The following is a 25,129-nucleotide window of genomic DNA, read 5'->3' as shown; positions in this document are numbered from 1 at the left end:
GGCCTGTAGCTGCTACTGCTTACCGCGCCGGATGTGTCGCAGGAGACGAACACGCCGTACGCGCCGGATCAGCCACAGCAGGGCGAACGATCCGACGGCAAGGCCGAGCGGCAGGGTCGCGACGATGAGCTCGGCGTCCGGGTTGGTTCCTGCCACGGCCTGACACGAAATGCCGACAGCCCCGATCACGCCGACCACCCCGATGACCAGCAGCGCCTTCTCGAGCCAGTTGGCGAGCTGGCGCATGGACTCGGCCGTCTCGCGCCTCCGCTCCTCCGGGCTCAGCCCTTGGAGACGCTCCCGCTCCGCGCGGCTGGCCTCGGCCGCATCTCGGAACGCAGCTCGAAAGGTGCCGCCAGTCGACGAGCTCGACGGCGCAGCAGGCTCCTCGGCGCGGATGCGCTCGACGAGGGCGCGGGCGTGGCCGTTGACGGGCGTGACCTCCCCACGCACCGAGTAGATGAACAGGGCCATGCCCATCCGGTCGGCGTACTCCTGGCCGGCGACGGAGTACCCGCTGGCCGAGTAGTAGGCGAGGGCGACGTCCTGCCGCTCGCTCGCGCCCGCGAGCCGCTGCAGCAGCGGGCGACCGACCACCGCGGCGATCTGCTTCACCTCGGCGAGCACCTGGCTGCCGCGGACGTCGACGCCGCCGTCGCCGCTGGCGGCCGTCACCTTCGCGTCGGCGAACCCAATCTGGCGCAGGTGCCAGGCGGCACATTCCTCCGCCTCGCGCGGACTTGCGATGTGCTCCCCGGGCTGCCACGTCACGTCAGGAGGGTACCGGCGGCCTGAGCCGCAGCGGGCCGCTCAGGGTCGGCGCGCCGAGCGGCGTCCGCCAGCCCCGACATCAGCGCGGCCGGTCGGCCACGGGCTGAGCACCACGTCCGCGCCGCGACGTCCCCGTGCGGTCCAGGCTGCCGACGCACGGCCGTCTGCGTGCGGCCGGTGAGCTCGCCGATCTCGCGAAGGGACCGCCCCGCCGCGTACTGCTCGGCGACGAAGGTGTCGAACCGGCGCAGTTGGAACGGGTTGTACCCGTTCTTCAAGTCGCCCCGGAACTGCGGCAGCATCTCGCGCGTCGGGCGCGACAGGTACGACATGGGCGCGAGGGTACGGCGTCACCGGCGGACCGCGCGGCCTCGCTGTGGAAACCGCCTAGGGGGTCGTCAGCTTCGCCAGGCGCAGGCCCAGCTTGCTCGTCGCCCTCTGCCCCGCCGGGAGGTGCGCTAGGTAGCGCTCCAGGACCTTGATCTCCCCGTCCCGGTCACCGAGCTTGCGCAGGACGATTGCCGCCTGCTCGGTGTACCACGGCGCGGGCGCGCCGCCGATCGGGTCGCCCTCGGCACCTTGGATCGCGGCGTAGCACAGCTCGAGCGCCTCATCGAGGCGTGCTTCACGCTTGAGCTGCTTGATGGGCTCGACGAGCTCGAGGTAATGGACGCCTTGGACCATCCCGGACTGGAACTGCGCGGCCCGGTGCCCGCCGCCGGCGACCGCGTCCGCGACCATCTCCCGGGTGCGGGCGTGGTCGGCGGCCGCCCGCTCCTTGGTCGTCATCGGCGGAAGGTTGTCGGCCGAGTAGGTCCAGCGGGCGGGCGGCTCGCCGAGCCACACCCACGCCTCGACCCGGAGCTTGCCCTCGGACTCCGCCCAGGCCACCTGCACCGGAACGGGTTGCGCGGCTCCCGCGTCGAGGGTGGTCGCCCGGGCGTAGGGCGAGGGCAGCGCCCCGACGTGCTCGCCGTCGATGAGCACCGCGACCGCGTTCGGATCGACCGGATTGGTAGGGTCCCGCTGCAGCACCGCGGTGTCTTCGAGGACGCCTCGCCCACCGACGCCACGGCGCCACACGAGCCCCTGGGCCCCCGCGGCGGCGAACGTCGTCGTGCCGGCCACCTTCGTCAGCGGACTCATCTGCAGCGACACCGAGAGGGTCACCGCCGGCTCCGGGCCGGACTGCGGCTCGGAGCGGGGCGCTGGCTCGAGGTCGGTGCTGGGCTCGAATCGCTTGCCGAGCAGGCGCTGGAGGAATCCCACGGCGTGATCGTTGCACGCGCCGCCGGATGTGGGTAGCGGGTCACGGGGCGAAACCGCGCCTGCCGCCGTGCGGTCAGGCGGCGTGCGCGAGCTGGCGGGCGGGCTGGCGCTTGGCCAGCGCTTTGGCACGCACCTCGACTCGCTCAGTGACGATGGCGATGGCGATGCTGGCCACCGAGGCGACGTCGTCGGTCTCCTGGTGGGTGACCGAGGTGTCGTAGCCATGGCCGAGCACCGGGTCCAAGATCTCGGCCTTGCGGTGCTGGACGCGCTGCAGGTGCTCGTCGAGCGTGCCGGAGGCGATCCTCTTGGGTAGAACGAGTCCGGGCCGATGCATGATCCGATGCATCAAACCCGCGCTCGATCGCCGTGTACGGTGATGCTGCTCATTGAGTTCTATACAGGACGGTTGGCCGGATTCCGCGGTTCTATGCGTCTTCCTGCACGGAGTTGTACCGACCGAAGTGACGCTCGCCTTCCATGTCCCAGAGCACGGCGTGCGGGAGGTCGGCGGCGAGGGGCGGACGGGCGTGGGTCACGGGCACTCCAGCTCAGGGCGTCACAGGGGGGTCGGACCGGGGCTCGGCCCCGGCCCGACCACCCTACGACGCGGCCCGGGCGATCAGCTCCAGTGCCCCGACCCGCCGCCCGTGCCCAGCGCGGTGGAGAAGGAACCTGCCTGGAAGTGCCCGAGCAGGTGGGAGCCGCCGTCGAAGAAGTTCACGTTGAAGTAGACCGGCGTGGCGTTGAACTGGAAGCTCTTCGTCCGCGCGTAGAGCGCGTCGATGTCGTCCGTGTAGAGGTCACCCCAGGCCCCGCCACCGCCGGGGGTCGAGATGCCGCCGGCGTGACCGCGGAAGCTGCTGCCGCCCCGGACGTCCACGGTGATCTGGAGGTAGAAGATCATGCTGGCCACCGTGCCCTGTGCCGGGTACGAGGTGGTCAGGGTGCGCAGCCGCTCGGCCGCCGCCTCGAGGGTCGGCGTGTCGAGCACGTCCGCGGTGGCGGTGGTGAAGTCGGCGACCAGGACGTCCTTGGTCACCGTCGTCGTCTCGCTCATGGTTCCCCCTGCTGTCGGTGCGTCCCGGGCCGCCGGGCGGCGGCCCGCACGACGACGCGGCCGCGACCGCGACCGGCGTCTCGCGGTGGGAGGGAGGCCGCTGCGGGCGTCACCGGACGGTACGGCGCGGACTTCACCCGGTGCGACGTGCCCGTACGCCACGCGCGAACCGCCGCGCTCGTCGGACCGTGCCGCATAGGCTGGGGCGATGAGCGAGAACGCGCACGACGGAGCACGTCAGACGGTGATGATCGCGGCGTTCGAGGGCTGGAACGACGCGGGCAGCGCTGCGACCGCCGCGCTCGCGCACCTGCACGAGGTGTGGGGGGCCGAGGACGTCGACGAGCTGGACCCCGAGGAGTACCACGACTTCCAGGTGAGCCGGCCGATCGTCACGACCGACGACGACGGCAACCGTGAGATCACGTGGCCCACCACGACGATCGCCGCCGCGACGGTCTCGCCGAGCGGTCGCCGTGTCCTGCTCGTGCACGGCATCGAGCCGTCGATGCGGTGGCGCCGCTACTGCCGCGAGCTGCTCGACATCGCCGTCGCGCACGACGTGCGCACCGTCGTCACGCTCGGTGCGCTCCTCGCCGACGTGCCGCACACGCGGCCGATCCCCATGACGGCGACGTCGGAGAGCGTCGGCCTGCAGGCGGTGCTGGACGTCGAGCCGAGCCGCTACGAGGGGCCGACGGGCATCGTCGGCGTGCTCCAGCACGCGGCCGCGGAGCGCGGGATGCAGTCGGTGTCGCTGTGGGCCGCGGTCCCCCACTACGTCGCCCACCCGCCGTCGCCCAAGGCGACCCTGGCGATCCTCGCCCGCATCGAGGAGCTGCTGTCCGAGCCTGTCCCGCTCGGGGACCTGCCCGAGGACGCGGAGGCGTGGCAGCACGGGGTGGACGAGCTCGCGGCCGAGGACGCCGAGATCGCCGAGTACGTGCAGCAGCTCGAGGAGGCCAAGGACACGGCCGAGCTGCCCGAGGCGAGCGGCGAGGCGATCGCGCGCGAGTTCGAGCGCTACCTGCGCCGCCGCGACCCGGGCAGCCCGGGCGACCGCGGCAAGGGCCCGACGGTCTAGAGCCGGACCCCGAGGAGGGCGTTGACCGCGCGAGCGACGACGCCGGGCGCGCCCTCCTCGTCGCCGGACGCGTCCCGCCCGAGCCGCAGCGCCTCGGCCGCCCACGCGTCCACCGCCGCGAGCGCGCCGGGCGCGTCGAGGTCGGTCGCGAGCGCGGCGCGGACCGCGTCGAGCGCTGCCGTGGCGTCGGGGCCGCCGTTGCCCGAGACGGCGTCGCGCCAGGTCTCCAGGCGCTGCACCGCGCGGGGCAGGTCGTCGTCGGTCCACTCCCACTCGTCGCGGTAGTGGTGGGCGAGCAGCGCGAGGCGGATGGCCATGGGGTCGACGCCGGTCGCGCGGAGGTTCGACACGAGCACGAGGTTGCCGAGCGACTTGCTCATCTTGCTGCCCTCGTAGCCGACGAGGCCGGCGTGCACGTGCACGCGCGGGCCCGCGCCGTCGGCCAGGACGCGGTCGTGGGACGTCGACATCTCGTGGTGCGGGAACAGCAGGTCCGCGCCGCCGCCCTGCACGTCGAACGGCAGGCCGAGGGCATCGCGCGCGATGACCGCGCACTCGACGTGCCAGCCGGGCCGTCCGGTGCCGAGCGCGCCGCCGTCCCAGGCCGGCTCGCCGGCGCGCTCGCGCCGCCACAGCAGCGGGTCGAGCCGGTCCTTCTTGCCGTCGCGGTCCGGGTCCCCGCCGCGCTCGGCGGACAGGCGCTCCATCGTCTCGCGCGTGAACCGCGACACCGACCCGAAGGACGGGTCGGCGGACAGGTCGGCGTAGACGTCGCCGAGCCCCGGGTCCGTGCCGCCCGCGCCGGGCTCGACCGGGACGCGGTACGCCGCGCCCGCGGCGAGCATCTCCTCGACCGCCTCGACGACGGACGGGATGCGCTCGACGACGCCGTCCCACACGTCGGGCGGGACGACGCCGAGCGCCGTCATGTCCTCGGCGAACAGCGCGATCTGGTCGGCGGCGAGCGCGCGCCAGTCGACGCCCGTCGCGGCCGCCCGCTCGAGCAGCGGGTCGTCGACGTCGGTGACGTTCGACGCGTACGTCACGTCAAGCCCCGCGTCGCGCCACGCGCGCACGAGCAGGTCGAACGCGACGTAGGTGTTGGCGTGGCCGATGTGCGTCGCGTCGTACGGGGTGATGCCGCACGCGTACAGCGTGGCGGTCGGGCCCTCGGCGGAGAGGACGAGCTCGCCGGTGGTCGAGTCGTGCACCCGGACGGGGCGGCCGCGGCCGGGGAGCTCGGGGATCTGCGGGGCGGGCCAGCTGTGCACGCGACCACCTTAACGGCCGTGCCGCAGGCCTCGCGCCACCGTCCGGGCCGCGCCGGGACGGGGCGAGGCGCGCGGCTACGGCGTCGTCGCGGTGGTCCCGCCGGGCTCGAGGACGCCGACGAGCAGGAGCAGCACGACGAGCGCGGCCAGGCCGAGCCGGTAGACGACGAACGGCGTGTACGAGAACGTCGAGACGATCTTCAGGAACGCGATGATGACGAAGTAGCCGACCACGAACGCCACGAGCGTCGCGATGAGCGTCGCACCGGCACCGGGCGCCCCCGGCTCGGGCTCCCCCGCCGACTTCACGAGCTGGTAGAACCCCGAGCCGAGCACCGCAGGGATGGCGAGCAGGAACGAGTACCGCGCCGCGGCCTCGCGCGTGAAGCCCATGAGGAGCCCGGCGGTGATGGTGCCGCCCGAGCGGGAGACACCGGGCACGAGGGCGAGCGCCTGCGCGAAGCCGAACGCCACCGCCTGGCCGGGCGTGAGCTCGCGCAGGGTGCGGCGCTTCGCACCGATCCGGTCGGCCCAGCCGAGGATGAGCGCGAAGGCCGCGAGCATGAGCGCCGTGAGGTAGAGGTTGCGGAAGGTGTTCTCGATGGACTCCTGGAACAGGAGGCCGAGGACGACGATCGGGACGGACCCGAGCGCGATGTACCAGGCCATCGCCGCGTCGTGGTCCCCGCGTCCCGTCCGGGACCGCCAGTCGGTGCCGTGGTCGCCGCGCAGCGAGCGCCACCAGGCGGCGCAGATGCGCGCGATGTCGCGCCGGAAGTAGAGCAGGACGGCCGTCTCCGTGCCGATCTGCGTGATGGCCGTGAAGGCCGCACCCGGGTCGGACCCCATGAGCTCCCCGACGATGCGCAGGTGCGCGCTCGAGGAGATCGGGAGGAACTCGGTGAGGCCCTGGACGAGTCCGAGGAGGACGGCTTCCCACGCGTTCACGAGCGGAAACGATACCCCGGGGCACGACGCTGACCTGCACGGGCGGGTGAACTTTGCGACGACGCCCCGTGAGGCCCGCCCGACCGCGCGCCCGGGCCGCGCCGCAGGGGGCTCGCCGGTAGCCTCGGCTCCCATGGAACTCCGTCAGCTCGGCCGCAGCGGCCTGCGCGTCTCGGTCCTCGGGCTGGGGACGATGACCTGGGCCCGGGACACCGACGAGCTGGACGCCGCCGAGCAGCTGCGAGACTTCGTGGACGCGGGCGGCACGCTGGTCGACACCGCCGCCTCCTACGCCGACGGCGACGCCGAGTCGCTCATCGGCTCGCTGCTCGGCACGAAGGTCGACCGCCAGGACGTGGTGCTGTGCACCAAGGCCGGCGTGCGGCGCACGTCGTCCGGTCCGGTCGTCGACGCGTCGCGGGGCGCTCTGCTCGACTCGCTCGACGAGTCGCTCGCACGCCTGGGCACCGACCACGTCGACCTGTTCCTCGTCCAGGCGCCCGACGCCCGCGCGCCCTTCACCGAGACGCTGTCCGCGCTCCGGCACGCGGTGACGTCGGGGCGTGCGCGCTACGTCGGTCTCTCCAACCACCCCGCGTGGGCGACGGCCCGGGCCGCGGCCCTGCTCGGCGGCGCCGACGACGTCGGTCTCGCCGCCGTCGAGCTGGAGTACTCGCTGCTGCAGCGCGGGGTCGAGCGCGAGGTCGTGCCCGCCGCCGAGGCCCTGGGCCTCGGGCTGCTCGCATGGTCCCCGCTCGCCCGCGGGGTGCTCACCGGCAAGTACCGCCGCTCGCTGCCCGCCGACTCGCGCGCCGCCTCGCCCCACCTCGCCGGGTTCGTGGAGCCGTACCTGGACCAGTCGTCGGCGGGGATCGTCGAGGCCGTCGTGACGGCCGCCGAAGGGCTCGGGCGGGCACCGCTCGACGTCGCCCTGTCGTGGCTCCTGGGCCGCCCGGCCGTCGCCGGAGCCGTCGTCGGCGCACGGACGCCCGCCCAGCTGCGGACGTCGCTCGCGGCGACCGACCTCGTGCTGCCGGACGCCGTCCGTGCCGCGCTCGACGACGTCAGCGAGCTCGACGTCGGCTACCCCGAGCGCTGGTGACGCCCGGAGCGCTCCCTTCCCGGCGAGCGCCTCAGCGAGCGCCGTCCGCCTCGAGCTCCCCGACGACCTCGTCGTCGTCCAGCGGCTCGAGCGCGTCGTCCTCGTCGTCGTCGTCCTCGTCGTCGTCCTCCTCGGCGAGGTAGAACGGGGTGGCCTCCCCGTGCACCTGGCCGAGCGCCTCGTCGTAGACCTCGAAGGCGTCCGCGAGCACGTAGTAGGCGTCGTCGACGGCGGGGTCGTCCTCCCCGCGACGTGCTGCGACGGCGTTGTAGTGGGCCTCGAGCGCGGCGACGAACCGGTCGAGGGCGGCACGCGGGTCAACGGTCATACCCTGACGGTAGCGCCGAGAGGGGCACAATGGCACACGTTGGATGCCGGTGGTCGACGCTGCTCACTCACCGGTGCGACGGACGAGAGGGACGGTGAGTCGTGAAGAGGACGTCGACGTCACCCCAGCGGTCCGGGTGGGCCGCGCAGGGTGGGCAGTACGAGTACCGCGTCGTGACGATCGACCGCTCGACGAGCCGGTCCGACGCGAAGCGGCTGCTCACGAGCGAGGCCGAGTACGGCCGGTGGGAGCTCGCACGCTCGCGGCTGTACGTGGGCGGCGAACGGCGTGTGTGGCTGCGGCGCAAGATCATCCGGGTCAGCTCGACGCTCTGAGCACGTGACCGCCGTCTTCACGAAGGCCCGCCCGGACGCCCCGCCGGGCTTCTTCGCGTGCGAGGCCGCGGGCCTCGGGTGGTTGCGCGTACCCGGCGGCCCGCGCGTCGTCGGGGTGCGCGACGTCGGGGAGACCCACCTCGACCTCGAACGGGTCGAGCAGGCCCGGGCCACGGCCGAGGCCGCGCGCGACCTCGGGCGCCGCCTCGCCGTCCTGCACGACGCGGGTGCCCCGGGCTGGGGCTCACCGTCCGCGGACTGGGCGGGCGACGGGTTCTTCGGACCGCTCGACGACCCGCTCGCGATGCCCACCGGCGCGTGGCCGGACTGGCCGACGTTCTACGCGCAGGCGCGCCTCGCACCGGTCGCGCGGCAGGGTCGCGAGCGCGGGGCGCTGACGGCCGACGACGCGCGGCTGCTCGAGCGTCTCGGCGAGCGGCTGGCCGACCTCGCCCGCCCGGCGCTCGACGACGTGCCCGCGCGGCTGCACGGCGACCTCTGGTCCGGCAACGTCCTGTGGTCCCCCCGGCAGGACGCCGGCGGGCCGGACGCTGACGGGCCGGGCGTCGACGGACCGGGCGTCGACAGGCCGGGCGTCGGCGGCGGGCCCGGCGTCGACGCCGTGCTCATCGACCCCGCGGCGCACGGCGGGCACCGCGAGGCCGATCTCGCGATGCTCGCCCTCTTCGGCGCTCCGCACCTGGACGAGATCGTGGCCGGCTACCAGGAGCGCCACCCGCTCGCCCGGGGCTGGCGTCACCGCGTGACGCTGCACCAGGTGTACCCCGTGGCCGTGCACGCGGTCCTGTTCGGCGGGAGCTATGTGCCGCAGCTGCGCGCGTCGGTCACCGCGCTGCTCGACGGCCGCTAGGGGCTGCCGCGGCTCAGCAGGTGCGGAGCAGCCGGTCGAGCACGCGGACACCGAACCGCAGCGAGTCGACGGGCACGCGCTCGTCGACCCCGTGGAACATGCCCGAGAAGTCGAGGTCGGCCGGCAGGCGCAGGGGTGCGAAGCCGTACCCGGTGATGCCGAGGCGGGCGAGCGACTTGTTGTCCGTGCCGCCCGACAGCGTGTACGGCAGCACGGCCGCGCCCGGGTCCTCGACGTGCAGGGCGTCGACCATCGCGTCGACCAGGTCGCCCGAGAACGGGACCTCGAGGGCGATGTCGCGGTGGATCTCCTCGACCCGCACGTGCTCGCCCGCGAGCGCCTGGAGCGTCGCGAAGCCCTCGTCCTCGTGCCCGGGCAGCAGACGGGCGTCGATCGCGGCCTCGGCGCGGCCCGGGATGACGTTCGCCTTGTAGCCCGCGGTGAGCTGCGTCGGGTTGGACGTGTGGCGCACCGTGGCGCCGACGAAGCGCGACGCCGGGCCGAGAGCGGCGACGAGCGCGTCCACGGACGTCGGGTCGTGCGGGTCGAACGGCAGCCCCGTGAGGTCGGCGACGCCGCGCAGCAGCGCGTCGACGGTCGGGGTGAGCGTGTACGGCCAGGCGTGCGCGCCGATGCGCGCGACCGCCTCGGCGAGGTGCGTCACCGCGTTGTCGGGGTTGACCTGCGAGCCGTGGCCGGCGCGCCCCTCGGCGACGAGACGCAGCCACGCGATGCCCTTCTCCGCGGTCTGGAGCAGGTAGGCACGGCGGCCGTCGACCTCGACCGAGAACCCGCCGACCTCGCTGATCGCCTCCGTCGCACCCTCGAACAGCTCGGGACGGTGGTCGACGGCGTACCGGGCGCCGAACACGCCGCCCGCCTCCTCGTCGGCGAAGAACGCGACGACGACGTCGCGCGCGGGCTTGCGCCCCTCGCGGACCATCTGGCGCACGACCGCGAGGATCATCGCGTCCATGTCCTTCATGTCGACGGCGCCGCGGCCCCACAGCAGCCCGTCGCGCTCCTCCCCCGCGAACGGGTCGACGGACCAGTCGGAAGCCTGCGCGGGCACGACGTCGAGGTGTCCGTGCAGGACGAGCGCGGGGCGCGAGCGGTCCTCGCCCTCGAGGCGCACGACGACGCTCGCGCGGCCCGGTGCGGACTCGAACAGCTCCGGCTCGAGCCCGACCTCGTGGAGCAGCGTCATGACGTGCTCGGCCGCGACGCGCTCCCCCGGCCCGGACCCGTCGCCGAAGTTCGACGTGTCGATGCGCAGGAGGTCCTGGCAGATGCGCACCACCTCGTCCTCGGCGGTGGGGACGGGCACGGCGGGGGTGTCGGGTCGGACGCTCGTCATGCGTCCCACGCTACCTGCCGAGGTAGAGGGTTCTCCGCCGAGGTGGACAGCGATTCCCTCTACCTCGGCGTCGAACCCTCTACCTCGCGGTGCGAGCGCGGGACTCTCAGGCGTCGAGCCCGCGGCGCGCGAGCAGGGGCGCGATGTCGGCGTCGCGCCCGCGGAGCTCGCGGAAGGACTGCAGCGGGTCCTGCGAGCCGCCGCGCGCGAGGAGCGTGCGGCGGAACCGCTCGCCGTTCTCGCGGCGCAGGCCGCCGTTCTCGCGATACCACTCGACCGTGTCGGCGTCGAGCACCTCCGACCAGATGTACGAGTAGTAGCCGGCCGAGTACCCACCGCCGAACACGTGGTTGTAGTACGTCGTGCGGTAGCGCGCCGGGACCGGCGCGAAGGCGACGCCCGCGGCGTCGAGCGCGGCGGTCTCGAAGGGCACCACGTCGTCGACCGCCGCGGGCACGGCCTCCGGCGCGAGCTGGTGCCACGCCTGGTCGAGCAGCGCGGCGGCCAGGTACTCGGTGGTGCCGAAGCCCTCGTTGAACTGGCGCGAGGCGAGCATCGTGTCGACCCACTCCGCCGGCATGGGCTCGCCCGTCTCGTGGTGCACGGCGTAGGAGCGCAGGATCTCCGGCTCCCAGGCCCACATCTCGTTGACCTGCGAGGGGTACTCGACGAAGTCGCGCGGGACGTCGGTCCCGGACTGGGACGGGAACCGCACGTCCGAGAAGAGTCCGTGCAGCGCGTGGCCGAACTCGTGGAACAGCGTGATGACCTCGTCCCAGCCGAGGAGCGTGGGCTGCCCGGCCGGCGGCTTGACGATGTTGAGGTTGTTCACGACGACGGGCCTCTGGCCCAGCAGGTGGTTCTGGTCGACGAGGTTGTTCATCCACGCGCCGCCGCGCTTGGCCTCGCGCGTGTACCAGTCGGCGAGGAACAGGCCCATGCCCTCGCCCGGCGCACCCAGTGTCTCGGCGTCGAAGACCTCGAACACGCGCACGTCCGGGTGGTACCCGACGAGGTCGGTGCGCTCGGTGAACGAGATCCCGAACAGGAGGTTCGCGGCGCGGAAGACGCCGTCGTGCACGACCTTCTCGAGCTCGAGGTAGGGGCGCAGGAGCGCGTCGTCGAGCGCGTAGCGGTCCTTGCGCACGCGCTCGGCGTAGTACGACCAGTCCGACGCGCGCAGGCTCGCCCCGGGCTCGTCCGCCTGCAGGGCGGCCTCGAGGTCCGCCGCCTCGCGGCGAGCGTTGGCGACGGCGGCCGGCGCCAGGCGGGACAGCATCGCGTTCACGGCCTCGGTCGTCTTCGCCGTGGCGTCCTCGGCGACGTACGCCGCGTGGTGCTCGTGACCGAGCAGGCGCGCGCGCTCGGCCCGCAGGCGCACGGTCTCGAGGACGATCGCACGCGTGTCGTGGTCGTCGCCGGTCGCCCCGCGCGACTCGGACGCGCGCTGCACCCGCTCGCGCACCTCGCGGTCCGTCAGGGACGCGAGGACGCCCTGCTGCGTCGGGAGCTGCATCTCGAGGAGCCACGCGCCCTCGTGACCGCGCGCCGCGGCGGCCGCGGCGGCCCCCGCCACGGCGTCCTCGGCAAGACCGTCGAGCTCGGCGCGGTCCGTGACGAGCACGCTCGCGGCGTTCGCGCCGGCGAGGAGCTTGCGCCCGAACGCGGCCTCGAGGCTCGTCAGGCGCGCGTTGAGGTCGCGCAGCCGGGCCTGCTCCCCGGCGTCGAGCTCGACGCCGGACCGGCGCAGGTCGACGAGCAGCGTGTGCAGCAGCCACGCGGCGTCGGGCTCGAGGGCGAGCTCGCCGGCGTCGGCGGCGTCCTGCAGGGCGCGCGCACGGGCGTGCAGGCGCCGGTCCATGTAGATCGCGTCGTGGTGCGCGGCGAGCTCGGGCGCGACGGTCTCCTGGATCTCCTCGAGACCGGGCGTCGCGTCCGCGCTGACCTGGTTGAAGAACGCGTGGAGCACGCGGGTCAGCGCCTGCCCGGAGCGCTCGAGCGCCTCGAGGGTGTTCGCCACCGTCGGCGGCTCCGGGTCGGTCGCGATCGCCTCGACGGCGGACCGCTGGGCGGCCATGCCCGCCCGCAGCGCCGGCAGGTAGTGCTCCTCGCGGATCGCGGAGTAGTCCGGGAGCTCGTACGCGAGCGACGACGGCGCGGCGAAGGGGTTGGCGGGATCGAGGTCGAGGACGGCGCCGGTCGGCACCACGGAAGACGTCATGGGCCCCATCCTCACCCTGCGACGCGGTCTGCGGAAACCGGGTGCGGCCACGGCTCGCAGGGCTCGCGCGGGTCGTCGGCCAGGAGGGTGGCGAGCCACGCGTCCCGGCGCACGCCGCGCTGGAGCGCGTGACCGCGCACCGTGCCCTCGACCCGGAAGCCCAGGCGCCACGCCAGCCGCCGCGACGGCCAGTTCCCGACGTACGCCTCCCAGGACAGGCGCGCGAGCCCGAGCACCTCGGGGTCGAACGCCGCGTCGACGACGAGCCGGCCGGCCGCGGTCGCGAGACCCCGGCCGCGGCCCGCGGGCGTCATCCAGTAGCCGATCTCGGCCGAGCGCTGCCCGGCGGGCGCGTCGTCGAGGCCGAGACCGAACATGCCGAGGAGGGGGCCGGCGTCCTCCGGTCCCGGTAGGCCCGAGCGCCCCGCGCTCTCGCGGACGGCCCACGTGAGCACGCTCCCCCGCTCCCAGCCCGGGGTCACGTAGTCGCGCACGAAGCCGACCGCGTCGTCGCGCGTGTAGGGGGACGGCACGACGGTCCACGCGGCGACGTCGGGGTCCTGGCACGCGGCGGTGATGGCGTCGACGTCGCCGAGCGTCGGGGTGGCGAGGTGGACGACGCCGTCGTCGAGGGTGAAGGGCTGCACACCGGCACCCTGCCACGCCGCAACCCCCCGGTCACGGCCTTTGCCCCCGCGGTCGCCGCGCCCTCAGCCCGCGCCGAGCGCCTCGCCCGCCGGCGTCGCCTCCAGACCGTGCGCCCGGGCGACCGCGTCGTTGAGCAGCGCCCCGCGGTGCGTCGAGGCTCCCGCGCGCAGCAGCGGGTCGGCGCGCACCGCGTCGAGACCACCGTCCGCGAGCGCCGCCAGGTAGGGCAGGGTCGCGCTCGTCAGCGCCTGGGTGCTCGTCACCGGGACGGCTCCCGGCATGTTGGCGACGCAGTAGAACGTGGTGTCGTGGACGGCGAACGTCGGGTCGTCGTGCGTCGTGGGGCGCGAGCTCTCGAAGCACCCGCCCTGGTCGACCGCGACGTCGACGAGCACGGCCCCCGGGCGCATGCGGGAGACGAGGTCGTCGCTCACGAGGCGCGGAGCGCGGGCGCCGGCCACGAGCACGGCGCCGACGACGAGGTCGGCCTCGAGCACCTCGCGCTCGACGGCGTACGCGCTCGACGCGACGGTGCGCACGCGTCCGCCCAGCTCGTGGTCGAGCGAACGCAGGACGGGCAGGGACAGGTCGAGCACGGTCACCTCGGCACGCATGCCGACGGCGATCTGGGCAGCGCTGCGACCGGCCGTCCCGCCGCCGAGCACGACGACGCGCCCGGGCGGGGTGCCCGGGACACCGCCGAGCAGGACCCCTCGCCCGCCGGCGGGCCGCTGCAGGAGCCACGCGCCGACCTGCGTCGCCATGCGGCCCGCGACCTCGCTCATGGGTGCGAGGAGCGGGAGGCTGCCGTCGGGCGCCTGCATCGTCTCGTACGCGACCGACGTCGTGCCGGCGTCGAGCAGGGCCCGCGTCCCCGCCGCGTCGGCCGCCAGGTGCAGGTAGGCGAACAGCAGCACGTCCTTGCGCAGCAGCGGGTACTCGCTCGCGACGGGCTCCTTGACCTTGCACACGAGCTCCGCCTCGCCCCACACCTCCTCGGCGGTGGCGACCACGCGCGCGCCGGCCCGCTCGAACTCGGCGTCGGACAGGTGGGAGCCGTCGCCGGCCCCGGACTGGACGAGCACGTCGTGCCCGGCCCGCACGAGGTGGTGGGCGCCGGCAGGGGTGAGCGCGACGCGGTCCTCGTGGTTCTTGACCTCGGTGGGTATGCCGATCCTCATGCTCCAGTGTCGCCGCACGCGGGTCGTTCGCGCGTGCCGTGCACCGGCGTGCCGCGCGCTCCGCTAGCGTCAGGCCATGCCCACGTGGACCGACCCCGGCGAGGTCGAGTTCGACGCCGTGGTGACCGCGGCGGGGACGGCCACGGGTGCGTTCGTGGAGCTGCCGTACGATGCCTCGGACCTGTTCGGCACACGGGGCCGGGTTCCCGTCGTGGTGCGGCTCGACGACGTGACGTACCGGGCGTCGCTCGTGTCCTACGGCGGCCCGCACCTGCTCGCGGTGCTGCGCGACGTCCGCCGCGGCCTCCACAAGGGCGTGGGCGACCGCGTGCACGTGCGGCTGCGGCTCGCGGCGGACGTCTCGTCCGTCCCGCGCTGACCCGCCCGGCTCAGTCCTCGGCGGCGGGCGGTGCGGTCCGCGGCGTGACGTCGCCCAGCGCGATCTCCTTGGCCGTGGGGACCTCCTCCTCCATGGGCGGGTCCTTGTGCCGCAGCCTGGTGAACACCGACCACGCGACCGCGACGAGCGGCACGGACACCACCGCGCCGAGGATCCCGGCGATCAGCGTGCCCGCCGTAACCGAGATCGCGACGACCACGGGGTGCAGCGAGACCTGCGCCCCCATGATGAGCGGCTGCAGGATGTGTCCCTCGAACTGCCCGATGAGGGCGATGCCCACCGTGACGATCAGCGCCGTGACGACCCCGTCCGCCGCGAGCGCGACGACGGCAGCGACGATCATGGCCAGGGGTGCGCCGATGATCGGGATGAACGCACCGATGAACACGAGCACGGCCAGCGGGGCGGCAAGCGGCACCCCGAGCACCGCGAGGAGGATCCCGGCGAGGATGCCGTCGATGATGGCGATGATGACGGTGCCGCGCGCGTAGCCCGAGAAGGTGTACCAGCCGGCCCCGCCCGCGACCTTCCAGCTGTCGCGCGAGCGCGCGGGCAGCTGGTTGAGGAACCAGGTCCACATGTCCTTCCCGCGCGCCAGGAAGAACACCGTGCAGAAGATCGCGAGCGCGATCGCCGCGAACGCCTCGAACACGGACCCGGCGCTCGCGGCCGCCTGGCTGGCGATGTCGCCGCCGTGCTCGGTGATCCACTGGCGGCCGTTCTCGATCCAGCCGTTGACGTCGTCCGCCGTGATCGTCACGGGCAGCGGCCCGTTCTCGAGGAAGTCGAAGATCTGGTCGATGCCGTCGGTGAACTCGCCGGCGAGCGCCTCCCACTGCCCCGCGACCGACGAGATGACGTACGTGAGCAGCCCCGCGATGAACAGCAGGGCGGACAGCAGCGCGAGCGCCGTCGCGAGCCCGCGGGGCATGACCCGGGCGTAGACGTCGGTGACGGGTCGCAGCACCGACGTGATGACGAGCGCGAGGAAGACGGCGACGAAGACCAGCTGGACCTGCGCCGTCGCGTAGAAGATCAGCGCGACCGCGGCGACGACGAGCAGGAGGCGCCACGACCACCCCGCGGCGCTGCGCAGCCACGACGGGACGGTGTCGTCGTGCCCCACGACGGACGGGTTGCGCCGCGCGCCGGCGACCTTGCGGGCCTCCCGCGAGGCGCCCACCAGGTGCTTGACCGAGGCGGGCGCGCGGTCGTTCGTCGCGCCGGCGCGCGAGTTCGCCCCCGCCTCCTCGGGCGGCTGCTGCTCGTCGGTCACGCTCACCCCCGTCGGCGCGCTCGTGCGCGCCCTCGTGCGCCCAGTCTGCCCCAGGTCGTCCCGAGACGCGCCGCGGGGTCGCGAGGGGTCGGCGCGATGCGGGATCACCGGCCGGACCGTGCTATGTTTTTCCCCGCACCGAAACGGCGGGAACGTCGGGACGGTCCACTCGTCCGGGTGGCGGAATGGCAGACGCGCTAGCTTGAGGTGCTAGTGCCCTTTATCGGGCGTGGGGGTTCAAGTCCCCCTCCGGACACTCGTTGAGACAGCGACGACGGAGCGGGTCCAGGCACAGCCTGGGCCCGCTTCGTCGTTGCCGAGCGCCGTCGGCAGGCGGTCGCTACCGTGGCGTCGTGGAGCTGCCCAGCCCTCTGCGCCGGCACCTGGCCCCCGGCGCGGCGCCCGAGCTGCTGTACGGCGCCGTGGTGAGCGGGTCCGTGCTGGCCGTCGCGAGCGTCCACGGCGTCGCCCAGGACCGGGTCGCGGTGGCCACGGCGTCGGTCGCGCTCGTCTACTGGCTCGCGCACGTCTTCGTCGACGCGGTCGGCGGCCGGTTCGAGGACGTCGAGCACTCCGTCGGGACGCGGCTCGCGGTCGCGCTGCGCACGAACTTCGGCGTCCTGCTGGGCAGCGTCCCGCCCGTCCTCGTGTTCCTGCTCGGAGACGCTCTCGGGCTCGACGTCACCGGGGCCGCCTGGCTCGCGCTGTGGTTCACCGTCGCCCTCATCGTGGCGGCGGCCGTCCTGGCCGGCTACCGCGCCGGGGCGCGCGGCCTCGCCCTCGCGGCCGAGGCCGCCGTCGCCGGCGCTTTCGGCGTCGTGGTGATCCTGCTCAAGTACCTGTTGCACTAGGACCGTCCCGGCGAGGGGCGTCGCCACCGCGCGCCTGCTCCGCCGGGCGGGGCGCCAGCCGCACCTCGGCACGCAGCCCACCCAGCGAGGACTCCCCCAGCGTCACGTCGCCACCGTGCTCCCGCGCGGTCTCGCGCGCGATGGCCAGCCCGAGGCCGGTGCCGCCCGCGTCGCGCTCGCGCGCCTCGTCGAGGCGTGTGAAGCGTTCGAAGACGCGTTCGCGGTCGGCGACGTCGATGCCTGGACCGTCGTCGTCGACGACGACGTCGCCCGGACCGACCGTGACGCGGACGCTCGACCTGGCGTGCCGGACCGCGTTGTCCACCAGGTTGCGCACGACCCGGGCGATCGCGTCCCGGTCGCCGCGGGCCGTCGGCGTGCCGTCGACGTCGACCGTCACCGTGACGGGCGCGCGACCGGGTTCCTGCCGCTGCCGCACCGTGGACGCCGCGACGACCTCGCGCGCCACGGCGCCCAGGTCGACGTCGTGGTCCGCGAGCGGCCGCGCGCCCAGCCGGGCGAGCACGAGGAGGTCGTCGACGAGGGCCTGCAGGCGGCGCACCTCGTCCTCGAGCTCGACGGCGAGCTCGTCGCCGGGGTACGCCGCGGGGTGCAGCCGCGCGACCTCGATGCTCGCGCGCAGCGCCGCCACGGGCGAGCGCAGCTCGTGCGCCGCGTCGGCGACGAACGTCCGCTGCCGGGCCGCGGCCGCCTGGAGGCTGTCGAGCATCGTGTTGAGCGTGCGGGCGAGGGCGGCGAGCTCGTCGTCGGTGCGCGGCACCGGGAGCACGCCCGGACCGCCCGACCGCGCGACCGCCTCGGCGCCCTGCCGCAGCTCCTCGACGGGCGACAGCGCCCTGCCCAGGACCGACCAGATCACCCCCGCCGCCACGAGCGTGAGCAGCGGGACGACGACGGCGAGCGAGAGGCGCAGCGCGCGCACCACGCCCTCGACCTCACGCAGCGGCACGGTCGCCACGGCCGTCGTCCCGCCAGCCTCGCCCGAGCCGGCGACGGGCACGACGGCGACCCGCGCCGCGGCGTCGTACGCGCTGCGGTCCGTGCCGACCACGCGCACGCCGTCCGCGGCGTCGGCCTCGGCGCGCAGGGCCGCGAGCTCGTCGGCCGGCAGGACCGGCAGGGTGCGGCTCGCCGTCCCCGAGGACGCCAGCACCTCGCCCGCAGGCCCGACCAGCTGCGCGACCTCGCCCGGCTCGGAGACCGGCAGCACGTCCGGCACCTGGTCGCTCGCCGCGAGGCGGGCGACCAGGACCGCGCGCTCGCGCGCGATGTCGTCCAGCGCGGCGACGCGCCCCCCGGACACCACCGCGGAGAGCACGACGGCACCGATCACGAGCGCGGCCGCGAGCACGAGCGACGCGAGAGCGGTCAGCCGGGCGCGCAGCGACCACCGGGGACGCGTCACGACGCGGCGGGGCCGGGCCCCCGCGGCGCGGCGGCGACCGTGAGGCGGTAGCCGGCGCCGCGCACGGTCTCGATGACCGACTGGCCGAACTTGCGCCGCAGGTACCCGACGTAGACCTCGACGACGTTCAGCCCGTCCCCCGCGGCGTCCCACACGTGGTCGCGCAGCTCGCCCTTGCTCAGCACCTGCCCCGGCCTGCGCATGAAGTACTCGAGGAGCGCGAACTCGCGTGCCGTGGTCTCGACCTCGTAGCCGCGCTGCGTCACGACGCGCGTCGCCGGGTCCAGGGCGAGGTCGCCGACCGTCAGGACCGCGGGCCGCGGCTGCGGCCCGCGCCGCACCAGGGCGCGCACGCGCGCGACGAGCTCGACGAAGGAGAAGGGCTTCGTGAGGTAGTCGTCCGCGCCGAGGTCGAGACCGTCGGCGATGTCGTACTCGCCGTCCTTGGCGCTGAGGATGAGCACGGGCGTCCAGACCTGGAGCTCGCGGAGCCGCGCGACGACGTCGTACCCGTTCAGGCCCGGCAGCATGATGTCGACCAGGACCGCGTCGAACGCCCCCGACGCGGCGAGCTCGAGGCCGCGTCTCCCGTCGAGCGCGACGTCGACCGCGAAACCCTCGGCGAGCAGGCCGCGGCGCAGCGCCCCGGCGACACCTCGCTCGTCCTCGACCACCAGCACCCGCACGTCGACAGCATGGCACTCCCCGGCCGTCGTGGCGGGAACCAGGGCCGACGGCGTTCTCAGCGTGGCCTCAGCAGGCGTGTGGGACGGTGTCGTCATGGCAGCCGAACCCGTCCCCTCGTCCCCTCACGAGCCCGTCGGCGGGAGCTCGCGACGCGCCCGCTGGGCCGTCCCGGCCGTGGTCGCCGCGGTCGTCGCCGGTGCGTTCGCCGCGCCGACGCTCGTCGCCTCCGCCGACGCCGACCTCCCCGAGCTCACGCCCGCGGAGCTGCTGACGAAGGTCGCGGAGGCCGACCCCGTCCCGCTGTCCGGGACGGTGGTCCACACCGCACGGCTCGGGCTCCCCGACCTCCCGCTCGAGGAGCTGCAGGGCGCGAGCCCGCTCGACCTGCTGGGCGGCAGCTCGACCGTCCGCCTGTGGTCCGACGGCGAGGACCGCTCGCGCGCCGCGCTGCTCGGCGACCTCTCGGAGTTCTCCGTCGTGCGGGACGGTCCCGAGGCCTGGACGTACTCGAGCCGCGACGACGAGGTCGTGCACTACACGGTCGCGCCGGACGACCTCGCCGCCTACGAGGAGCTCGACGAGCAGGCGCGCGCCGGTGCCGCACCGGACGTCGCGGGCGACCTGCCGACGCCCGCGCAGGCGGCGGACGCCCTCGTCGCCTACGCCGGGCTCTCCACGGACCTGTCGGTCGGCACGGCGACCGAGGTCGCGGGGCGCGACGCCTACCAGCTGGGCCTCGTGCCGCGCACCGACGGCACCCTCGTGGAGCGCGTGCTCGTCGCCGTCGACGCGGAGACGTCCACGCCGCTGCGGGTGCAGGTCTGGAGCACGCAGGACACGCAGACGCCCGCCCTGGAGATCGGGTTCACCGACGTGTCCTTCGAGACGCCGGACGACGCCGTCTTCGACTTCTCCGCACCCGCCGGGGCGTCCACCAGCGAGGTCGAGGTCCCGCTGCCCGACCCGGCCGACCACCCCGCCGCAGGCCCCGAGGCGCTGACCGCGCTGCCCGAGGGCGTCTCGGTGACCGGCACCGGCTGGGAGACGGTCGTCGCCGTCGACGGCGTCGACGTGGCCGGCCTGCTCGCCGGTGACCCGGCGTCCGCGACGGCGCTGCCCGGTGTCGAGCGCAGCTTCGGCTCCGCCGGTGCGCAGGACCTGTACGGCGAGCTCGTCGGCGAGGACGGGGTCGCCCCCGGCCTGCCGGAGATCGACGCCGCCGGGCTGTACGAGCAGCTGACGCAGGAGGTGCCGGAGGGCCGCCTGCTCTCCTCGGCGCTGCTGTCCGTCCTCGTGACCGACGACGGCCGCGTCCTCGCCGGGGCGGTGCCGCCCGAGGCGCTGCGCGCCCTCGCATGACGAGCGGGACCGGCGCCGTCCCCGCGCACGACCTCGCCGTGCGCACCCGTGGCCTGACCAAGCGCTTCCGCTCGGGCCAGGTCGCGGTGGACGGCGTCGACCTCGAGGTGCCGCGCGGGGCCGTCTACGGGTTCCTCGGGCCGAACGGCTCGGGCAAGACGACGACGCTGCGCATGGTGCTGGGGCTGGTCGCCCCGACGTCCGGCACCGCCGCGCTCCTCGGGGAGCCGATGCCGGCCGCAGGGCCGCGCGTCCTGCCCCGGGTGGGCGCGCTCGTCGAGGGCCCCGGCTTCCATCCCTACCGGTCGGGGCGCGCGAACCTCGACCGCCTGGACGCCGTGGACGCGACCGCCGACCCGCGGACGCGCGGACGCCGGGCGGACGCCGCCCTCGACCGCGTGGGGCTCACCGCGGCGGCGCGCAAGCCGTTCCGCCAGTACTCGCTCGGGATGAAGCAGCGCCTCGGGCTCGCGGCGGCCCTGCTGCGGCCGCGCGACCTGCTCGTCCTCGACGAGCCGACGAACGGCCTGGACCCCCAGGGCACGCGCGAGGTGCGTCACCTCCTGCGCGAGCTCGCCGAGGCCGGCACGACCGTCCTGGTCTCCTCCCACCTCCTGGGAGAGGTCGAGCAGGTGTGCACGCACGTCGGCGTCATGAGCCGCGGCAAGCTCCTGGTCCAGGGCGCCCCGGAGCAGCTCGCCGCCGACGCGGAGACCACCGTCGTCGTCAGCACGACCCGCGCGTGCGTGGACGGTGCCGCCCGGCTCCTCGCGGACCTCGGCCTCGTCGACCTCCAGCGCGAGGGAACGGCGCTCACCGCACGCCTCGGCCTCGTCGCGCCGGAGAAGATCTCGGCGGCGATGGTCGGCGCCGGTCTCGACCTCGTCGGTCTCGAGGTCCGGCGGCCGAGCCTGGAGAACCTGTTCGTCGAGCTGACCGGGGAGGGTTTCGATGTCGCTCGCTGACGTGGAGGCGGACGCGCGGCGTCCGCCGGAGCCCGAGGCTCCCGCACGCGTGCGCGGCGCCTTCGCCCGGCTGGTCGCCAGCGAGCTCCGCCTCGTCCTCGGACGACGTCGCAACCTCGTCCTGCTGGCCGGTCTCGCCCTCGTCCCCGTCCTCATCGGCACGGTCGTCCTCGTCACGCAGGACACCGCGGTCGGCGCCGGCGGACCACCGTTCCTCGACCGGGTGACCGGCAACGGCCTGTTCCTCGTGCTGACCGCGCTCGTCGCGTGCCTGCCCCTGCTGCTGCCCCTCGCCGTCGGCATCGTCGCGGGAGACGCCGTCGCCGGGGAGGCGCAGGCCGGCACGCTGCGCTACCTCCTGCTCGTCCCCGTGCCCCGCACGAGGCTCCTCGCCGCGAAGGCGCTCGGGGTGCTCGTCTTCGCCGGGTGCACGGTGGTCGCGATCGCCGTGTCCGGGCTCGTCGTCGGCGCGGCGTACTTCGGCGTCGGCAACGTCACGCTCCTGTCCGGGGACACGGTCTCCATGGCCGAGGGCCTGGTCCGCACGGCGGGCATCGTCGTGTACGTCGGGCTGTCCCTCACCGGGCTCGTCGCCGTCGGGCTGTTCTTCTCGACGCTCACCGAGGTCCCCGTCGCCGCGATGGCGGCGACCGTCGTCGTCGCGGTCGTGTCGGGCGTCCTCGACGCCCTCCCGCAGCTGTCCGCCGTGCACGGCGCGCTCCTGACGCACCACTGGCTCGACGTCGGTGAGCTGCTGCGCACCGAGGTCGATCTCGGCGTGCTCGGCCAGGGTCTCGCCGTCCAGGCGGCGTGGGCGGCCGTCTTCGGCGCGCTCGCGTGGAGCCGGTTCACGACGGCGGACGTGTCGTCCTGAGGGAAGCGCCAACGGGAACGGAGCGCCCCGTGGCACCCAGGTGCGAGCGCGGGACCGTCTGCGCACGATGGCTGGGCCGCCCGGACGACCGGACGGCCCGCCCACACGAGGAGGACCACGATGCGCGCCGTCGTCTACCGCGGACCGAACCAGGTGGAGGTCACGGACGTTCCGGACGCCCGGGTCGAGGAGCCCACCGACGCCCTCGTCCGGATCACGACCACGAACATCTGCGGCTCGGACCTGCACATGTACGAGGGGCGGACCGCGGTCGAGGAGGGCAAGGTCCTCGGCCACGAGAACATGGGGATCGTCGAGGAAGTGGGCGACGCCGTCGGTCGCGTCCAGGTCGGCGACCGCGTGAGCGTCCCGTTCAACATCGCGTGCGGCACGTGCCGCAACTGCACCGCGGGGTGGACGTCGTTCTGCCTGCGCACCAACCCGACCGAGGGCATGGAGGGCGCCGCCTACGGATACGCCAACATGGGCCCGTACGACGGCGGTCAGGCCGAGGTCCTGCGCGTGCCCTACGCGGACTTCAACCTCCTCGAGCTGCCCGAGGGCACGGACCACGAGAACGACTTCACGATGCTGTCCGACATCTTCCCCACGGGCTGGCACGGCACCGAGCTCGCCGGCGTCTCCCCCGGCGACGACGTCGCCGTCTTCGGCGGCGGACCCGTCGGGCTCATGGCCGCGCACAGCGCGATGCTCCGCGGTGCGGCGCGCGTGCTCGTCGTCGACAAGGAGCCCGACCGGCTGCGTCTCGCCGAGGAGATCGGCGCGCAGGGGATCGACTTCTCCGCCGGGGACCCCGTCGAGCAGATCATGGACGCCACGCTCGGCCGCGGAGTCGACAGCGGCGTCGAGGCCGTCGGCTACCAGGCGCACGACCCGTCCGGCGAGGAGCACCCCGAGCTCGTGCTCGACAACCTCGTTCAGGTCGTGCGCGCGACGGGCGGCATCGGCGTCGTCGGCGTGTACGTGCCGCAGGACCCGGGCGCGAACGACGAGGGCGCGAAGCAGGGCCGGATCGGCTGGGACTACGGCACGTTCTTCACCAAGGGCCAGCACGTGGGCACCGGCCAGGCGCCGGTCATGCGCTACAACCGCCAGCTGCGCGACCTCATCGTCGCGGGCCGGGCGCGCCCGTCGTTCCTCGTCTCCCACGAGCTCGGGCTCGAGGAGGCGCCGGACGCGTACGCGCGCTTCGACGCGCGCGAGGACGGCTGGACGAAGGTGCTGCTCAAGCCCGCAGCCTGACCGTTACCGGCACGTCGGCGCCCCTCGCCTGCGGCGGGGGGCGCCGTCACGCGCGGGACCCGGCCCGGGTATCTCCCGCGCCACGGACAGCGCCCACGCGACGAGCGGCACCTGGAGCGGCAGGCGACCCCAGGCGACCGCGGGTCGGCGGGCCCAGGCCCGGGCGCCGGGGCGGGAGTCGAGGGCCATCTTCACGTTGCCGGGGAACACCCCGACGAGCAGGGCAGCGCTCGCCGCTCCGCCGAGCCGGCGGGTGCGCGGCAGCACGAGCGCGGCCGCGCACGCGAGCTCCGCCACCCCGCTGCCGACGACCCAGGCCCTCGCCGGACCGAGCGCGCGCGGGATCAACGGTTCGAGGACCTGCGGCCGGGCGAGGTGCAGCGCGCCCGACGACCCGAGCAGGGTCGCGAGCCCGACGGCGGAGGCGGCGCGAGGACGCATCGGTCGAGGCTACGGCGCGCGTCGCGGCCGCGCCCGGCGCCCATGGGCAACGTCTTGGCGCTTGGCACACTATTCCGTTGCGGTGCCGTGCGTCCGCATGTCGGCGCACACCGGTAGGGTTCGGACGTTCCGGACAGAACATCCGACCGTCGCACCCGCGTGCGGCCGTCCGAAGACGAGGAGACCGCCGAACCATGATGGGTGCCAACCACGCGGCGACGGGAGCCGCCGCGTGGATCGCCGTGACGTCGACCGCACCGTTCGCCCTCGGCTGGCACACCGTGTCGTCCGTGGGCGTCATGACCGGCGCCGTCGTGTGCGCGGGCGCGGCGCTGCTGCCCGACGCCGACCACCACAACGGCACGTTCGCCCACTCGCTGCCGCCGGTGAGCGAGTGGGTGTCCGACGCGGTCGAGACGATCGCGGGTGGGCACCGCCAGGGCACGCACTCGTTCCTCGGCATCGCGGTGTTCACCGCGCTCGCGTGGGCCGCCGGGCTGGTCACGGTCGAGACGGCGTCGTTCGGCACGGTGTACGTGGGCGCGGGCGTGCTCGCCGTCCTGCTCGTCGCGCTCGCGCTCCAGGCGCTCAAGCTCACGCGGCGCGGGAAGCTCGCGCCCTGGCTGACGTCGCTGACCGTGGCGGTGCTCGTCGCGCTGTTCGCGCCCGAGGAGTGGAACTGGCTCCCCGTCGCCGTGGGCATCGGCGTCACCGTGCACATCCTCGGCGACGTGCTCACGACCAACGGCGCGCCTTTGCTGTGGCCGGTCAAGGTCCGCTCGCCCCGGTGGGTGCGCCGCTCCCTCGTCGTCGACGACGTGTGGCGCCCCAGCGGCAGCTTCGCGCTACCGCTCCTCGGCTCGACCGGCTCCGTGCGCGAGTGGATCCTCGCGACCGCCGTCGGGACGTACGCCGTCGTCGGGTTCATCTGGTCGGCCCTCGACCAGATGGGCTTCGACACGCACGGCACCTGGGACCGGGTGCTCGAGACGGTCGGCGCCGCCGTCGCCGTCGCCTTCTGAGCCGTAAATCCGTTGCCCGGCCGCGCGTCCCGGTGGGACGGTCTGAGCCGAGCCGCCCGCGCGTCGGGCACGAGGGAGAGGAGGAAGGCCATGAGCTGCACGAGCCATGCCCGTGTACC

General features: G+C 74.5%; 27 protein-coding genes and 1 tRNA gene. 12 read left to right on the top strand and 16 right to left on the bottom strand.

All coding sequences use genetic code 11. The annotated features are described in order from the left end of the window. Positions 1–12: 12 nt before the first annotated feature. The 5 genes from ACFTZA_RS03770 to ACFTZA_RS03750 all read right to left on the bottom strand — a co-directional run bounded on the left by ACFTZA_RS03770 (position 13) and on the right by ACFTZA_RS03750 (position 3,100). Positions 13–771: a restriction endonuclease gene (locus ACFTZA_RS03770; RefSeq protein ID WP_378190927.1), complete on the bottom strand. Its 759-nt coding sequence runs from the start codon at positions 769–771 to the stop codon at positions 13–15. Beyond that, positions 768–1,103, bottom strand: a complete 336-nt coding sequence (locus ACFTZA_RS03765; RefSeq protein ID WP_378190925.1) for a hypothetical protein — start codon at positions 1,101–1,103, stop codon at positions 768–770. Before ACFTZA_RS03765 ends, ACFTZA_RS03770 begins: the two co-directional genes overlap by 4 nt. A gap of 55 nt (positions 1,104–1,158) precedes the next feature. Further along, entirely contained in the window at positions 1,159–2,040 is an 882-nt protein-coding gene (locus tag ACFTZA_RS03760) for a hypothetical protein (protein ID WP_378190923.1), read from the bottom strand. Between the two features lie 73 nt (positions 2,041–2,113). Beyond that, a complete protein-coding gene (locus ACFTZA_RS03755) occupies positions 2,114–2,389 on the bottom strand; it encodes a hypothetical protein (protein ID WP_378190921.1) in 276 nt (91 codons plus the stop codon). 273 nt (positions 2,390–2,662) lie between these two features. Beyond that, positions 2,663–3,100, bottom strand: a complete 438-nt coding sequence (locus ACFTZA_RS03750; protein ID WP_378190919.1) for a VapA/VapB family virulence-associated protein — start codon at positions 3,098–3,100, stop codon at positions 2,663–2,665. 208 nt (positions 3,101–3,308) lie between these two features. Between ACFTZA_RS03750 and ACFTZA_RS03745 the strand changes: the two genes are divergently transcribed. Further along, positions 3,309–4,184 carry a PAC2 family protein gene (locus tag ACFTZA_RS03745; RefSeq protein ID WP_378190917.1) on the top strand — a complete coding sequence of 292 codons (876 nt, stop codon included), beginning with the start codon at positions 3,309–3,311 and terminating at the stop codon, positions 4,182–4,184. On the opposite strand, the gene mshC is transcribed toward ACFTZA_RS03745, so the two are convergent. Next, the gene (gene mshC, locus ACFTZA_RS03740) at positions 4,181–5,455 is read right to left on the bottom strand and encodes a cysteine--1-D-myo-inosityl 2-amino-2-deoxy-alpha-D-glucopyranoside ligase (protein ID WP_378190914.1); all 1,275 of its coding nucleotides are present in this window, start codon (positions 5,453–5,455) and stop codon (positions 4,181–4,183) included. The two genes, ACFTZA_RS03745 and mshC, sit on opposite strands and share 4 nt — an antisense overlap. A 75-nt stretch (positions 5,456–5,530) precedes the next feature. Then, a complete protein-coding gene (locus tag ACFTZA_RS03735) occupies positions 5,531–6,403 on the bottom strand; it encodes an undecaprenyl-diphosphate phosphatase (RefSeq protein ID WP_378190912.1) in 873 nt (290 codons plus the stop codon). Between the two features lie 133 nt (positions 6,404–6,536). Here ACFTZA_RS03735 and ACFTZA_RS03730 point away from each other — a divergent pair, with 133 nt between their 5' ends. Further along, on the top strand, positions 6,537–7,505 hold the full coding sequence (locus ACFTZA_RS03730; protein ID WP_378190910.1) for an aldo/keto reductase: 969 nt from the start codon (positions 6,537–6,539) through the stop codon (positions 7,503–7,505). 31 nt (positions 7,506–7,536) lie between these two features. Here the strand turns inward: ACFTZA_RS03730 and ACFTZA_RS03725 are convergent, their stop codons facing one another. Continuing rightward, a complete protein-coding gene (locus ACFTZA_RS03725) occupies positions 7,537–7,833 on the bottom strand; it encodes a primosomal protein (protein WP_378190909.1) in 297 nt (98 codons plus the stop codon). Between the two features lie 101 nt (positions 7,834–7,934). Between ACFTZA_RS03725 and ACFTZA_RS03720 the strand changes: the two genes are divergently transcribed. Then, entirely contained in the window at positions 7,935–8,168 is a 234-nt protein-coding gene (locus ACFTZA_RS03720; protein ID WP_378190907.1) for a DUF5703 family protein, read from the top strand. Positions 8,169–8,172: 4 nt separating this feature from the next. Further along, positions 8,173–9,039, top strand: coding sequence for a fructosamine kinase family protein (locus ACFTZA_RS03715; protein ID WP_378190905.1), 867 nt, complete (start codon positions 8,173–8,175; stop codon positions 9,037–9,039). 13 nt (positions 9,040–9,052) lie between these two features. Here the strand turns inward: ACFTZA_RS03715 and ACFTZA_RS03710 are convergent, their stop codons facing one another. From ACFTZA_RS03710 to ald, 4 genes are all read right to left on the bottom strand, one after another. Continuing rightward, complete coding sequence (locus ACFTZA_RS03710; protein ID WP_378190903.1) at positions 9,053–10,396, bottom strand: M20/M25/M40 family metallo-hydrolase; 1,344 nt, start codon at positions 10,394–10,396, stop codon at positions 9,053–9,055. A 106-nt stretch (positions 10,397–10,502) separates the two neighbouring features. Next, positions 10,503–12,617 (bottom strand): M3 family metallopeptidase, encoded by a 2,115-nt coding sequence (locus ACFTZA_RS03705; protein ID WP_378190902.1) that lies wholly within the window; start codon positions 12,615–12,617, stop codon positions 10,503–10,505. A gap of 11 nt (positions 12,618–12,628) precedes the next feature. Then, a complete protein-coding gene (locus ACFTZA_RS03700) occupies positions 12,629–13,264 on the bottom strand; it encodes a GNAT family N-acetyltransferase (RefSeq protein ID WP_378190900.1) in 636 nt (211 codons plus the stop codon). A gap of 63 nt (positions 13,265–13,327) precedes the next feature. After that, a complete protein-coding gene (ald, locus tag ACFTZA_RS03695; protein WP_378190898.1) occupies positions 13,328–14,446 on the bottom strand; it encodes an alanine dehydrogenase in 1,119 nt (372 codons plus the stop codon). 76 nt (positions 14,447–14,522) lie between these two features. Between ald and ACFTZA_RS03690 the strand changes: the two genes are divergently transcribed. Further along, entirely contained in the window at positions 14,523–14,825 is a 303-nt protein-coding gene (locus tag ACFTZA_RS03690; RefSeq protein WP_378190896.1) for a DUF1905 domain-containing protein, read from the top strand. A 10-nt stretch (positions 14,826–14,835) separates the two neighbouring features. Here the strand turns inward: ACFTZA_RS03690 and ACFTZA_RS03685 are convergent, their stop codons facing one another. After that, a complete protein-coding gene (locus ACFTZA_RS03685) occupies positions 14,836–15,972 on the bottom strand; it encodes an AI-2E family transporter (RefSeq protein ID WP_378191424.1) in 1,137 nt (378 codons plus the stop codon). Positions 15,973–16,293: 321 nt separating this feature from the next. Between ACFTZA_RS03685 and ACFTZA_RS03680 the strand changes: the two genes are divergently transcribed. Both ACFTZA_RS03680 and ACFTZA_RS03675 read left to right on the top strand, forming a co-directional pair. Beyond that, positions 16,294–16,378: transfer RNA gene (locus tag ACFTZA_RS03680), tRNA-Leu, on the top strand. Positions 16,379–16,475: 97 nt separating this feature from the next. Further along, positions 16,476–16,973, top strand: coding sequence for a hypothetical protein (locus tag ACFTZA_RS03675; RefSeq protein ID WP_378190894.1), 498 nt, complete (start codon positions 16,476–16,478; stop codon positions 16,971–16,973). Here the strand turns inward: ACFTZA_RS03675 and ACFTZA_RS03670 are convergent. Together ACFTZA_RS03670 and ACFTZA_RS03665 are read right to left on the bottom strand one after the other, a co-directional pair. Further along, positions 16,954–18,399: an ATP-binding protein gene (locus ACFTZA_RS03670; protein ID WP_378190892.1), complete on the bottom strand. Its 1,446-nt coding sequence runs from the start codon at positions 18,397–18,399 to the stop codon at positions 16,954–16,956. The genes ACFTZA_RS03675 and ACFTZA_RS03670 overlap by 20 nt on opposite strands. Beyond that, positions 18,396–19,085, bottom strand: coding sequence for a response regulator transcription factor (locus ACFTZA_RS03665; protein WP_378190889.1), 690 nt, complete (start codon positions 19,083–19,085; stop codon positions 18,396–18,398). Before ACFTZA_RS03665 ends, ACFTZA_RS03670 begins: the two co-directional genes overlap by 4 nt. A gap of 94 nt (positions 19,086–19,179) precedes the next feature. On the opposite strand from ACFTZA_RS03665, the gene ACFTZA_RS03660 reads away from it, so the two are divergent. From ACFTZA_RS03660 to ACFTZA_RS03645, 4 genes are all read left to right on the top strand, one after another. Continuing rightward, positions 19,180–20,445, top strand: a complete 1,266-nt coding sequence (locus ACFTZA_RS03660; protein ID WP_378190887.1) for an outer membrane lipoprotein carrier protein LolA — start codon at positions 19,180–19,182, stop codon at positions 20,443–20,445. Further along, positions 20,442–21,410, top strand: coding sequence for an ABC transporter ATP-binding protein (locus ACFTZA_RS03655; RefSeq protein WP_378190885.1), 969 nt, complete (start codon positions 20,442–20,444; stop codon positions 21,408–21,410). Before ACFTZA_RS03660 ends, ACFTZA_RS03655 begins: the two co-directional genes overlap by 4 nt. Further along, complete coding sequence (locus tag ACFTZA_RS03650) at positions 21,397–22,284, top strand: ABC transporter permease (RefSeq protein WP_378190884.1); 888 nt, start codon at positions 21,397–21,399, stop codon at positions 22,282–22,284. The genes ACFTZA_RS03655 and ACFTZA_RS03650 overlap by 14 nt, the downstream gene beginning before the upstream one ends. 120 nt (positions 22,285–22,404) lie before the next feature. Continuing rightward, positions 22,405–23,547 carry a glutathione-independent formaldehyde dehydrogenase gene (locus tag ACFTZA_RS03645; RefSeq protein WP_378190883.1) on the top strand — a complete coding sequence of 381 codons (1,143 nt, stop codon included), beginning with the start codon at positions 22,405–22,407 and terminating at the stop codon, positions 23,545–23,547. Positions 23,548–23,550: 3 nt separating this feature from the next. Here ACFTZA_RS03645 and ACFTZA_RS03640 read toward each other — a convergent pair whose 3' ends face one another. Then, positions 23,551–23,988, bottom strand: coding sequence for a hypothetical protein (locus tag ACFTZA_RS03640; RefSeq protein ID WP_378190881.1), 438 nt, complete (start codon positions 23,986–23,988; stop codon positions 23,551–23,553). 194 nt (positions 23,989–24,182) lie between these two features. Between ACFTZA_RS03640 and ACFTZA_RS03635 the strand changes: the two genes are divergently transcribed. Next, positions 24,183–25,010, top strand: a complete 828-nt coding sequence (locus tag ACFTZA_RS03635; RefSeq protein WP_378190879.1) for a metal-dependent hydrolase — start codon at positions 24,183–24,185, stop codon at positions 25,008–25,010. Positions 25,011–25,129: the final 119 nt, after the last annotated feature.

Origin of the sequence: Cellulosimicrobium sp. NPDC057127 (genome assembly GCF_042670945.1) — a bacterium.
Taxonomy (GTDB): domain Bacteria; phylum Actinomycetota; class Actinomycetes; order Actinomycetales; family Cellulomonadaceae; genus Cellulosimicrobium.
This window is presented reverse-complemented; position numbering and strand designations above follow the sequence as displayed.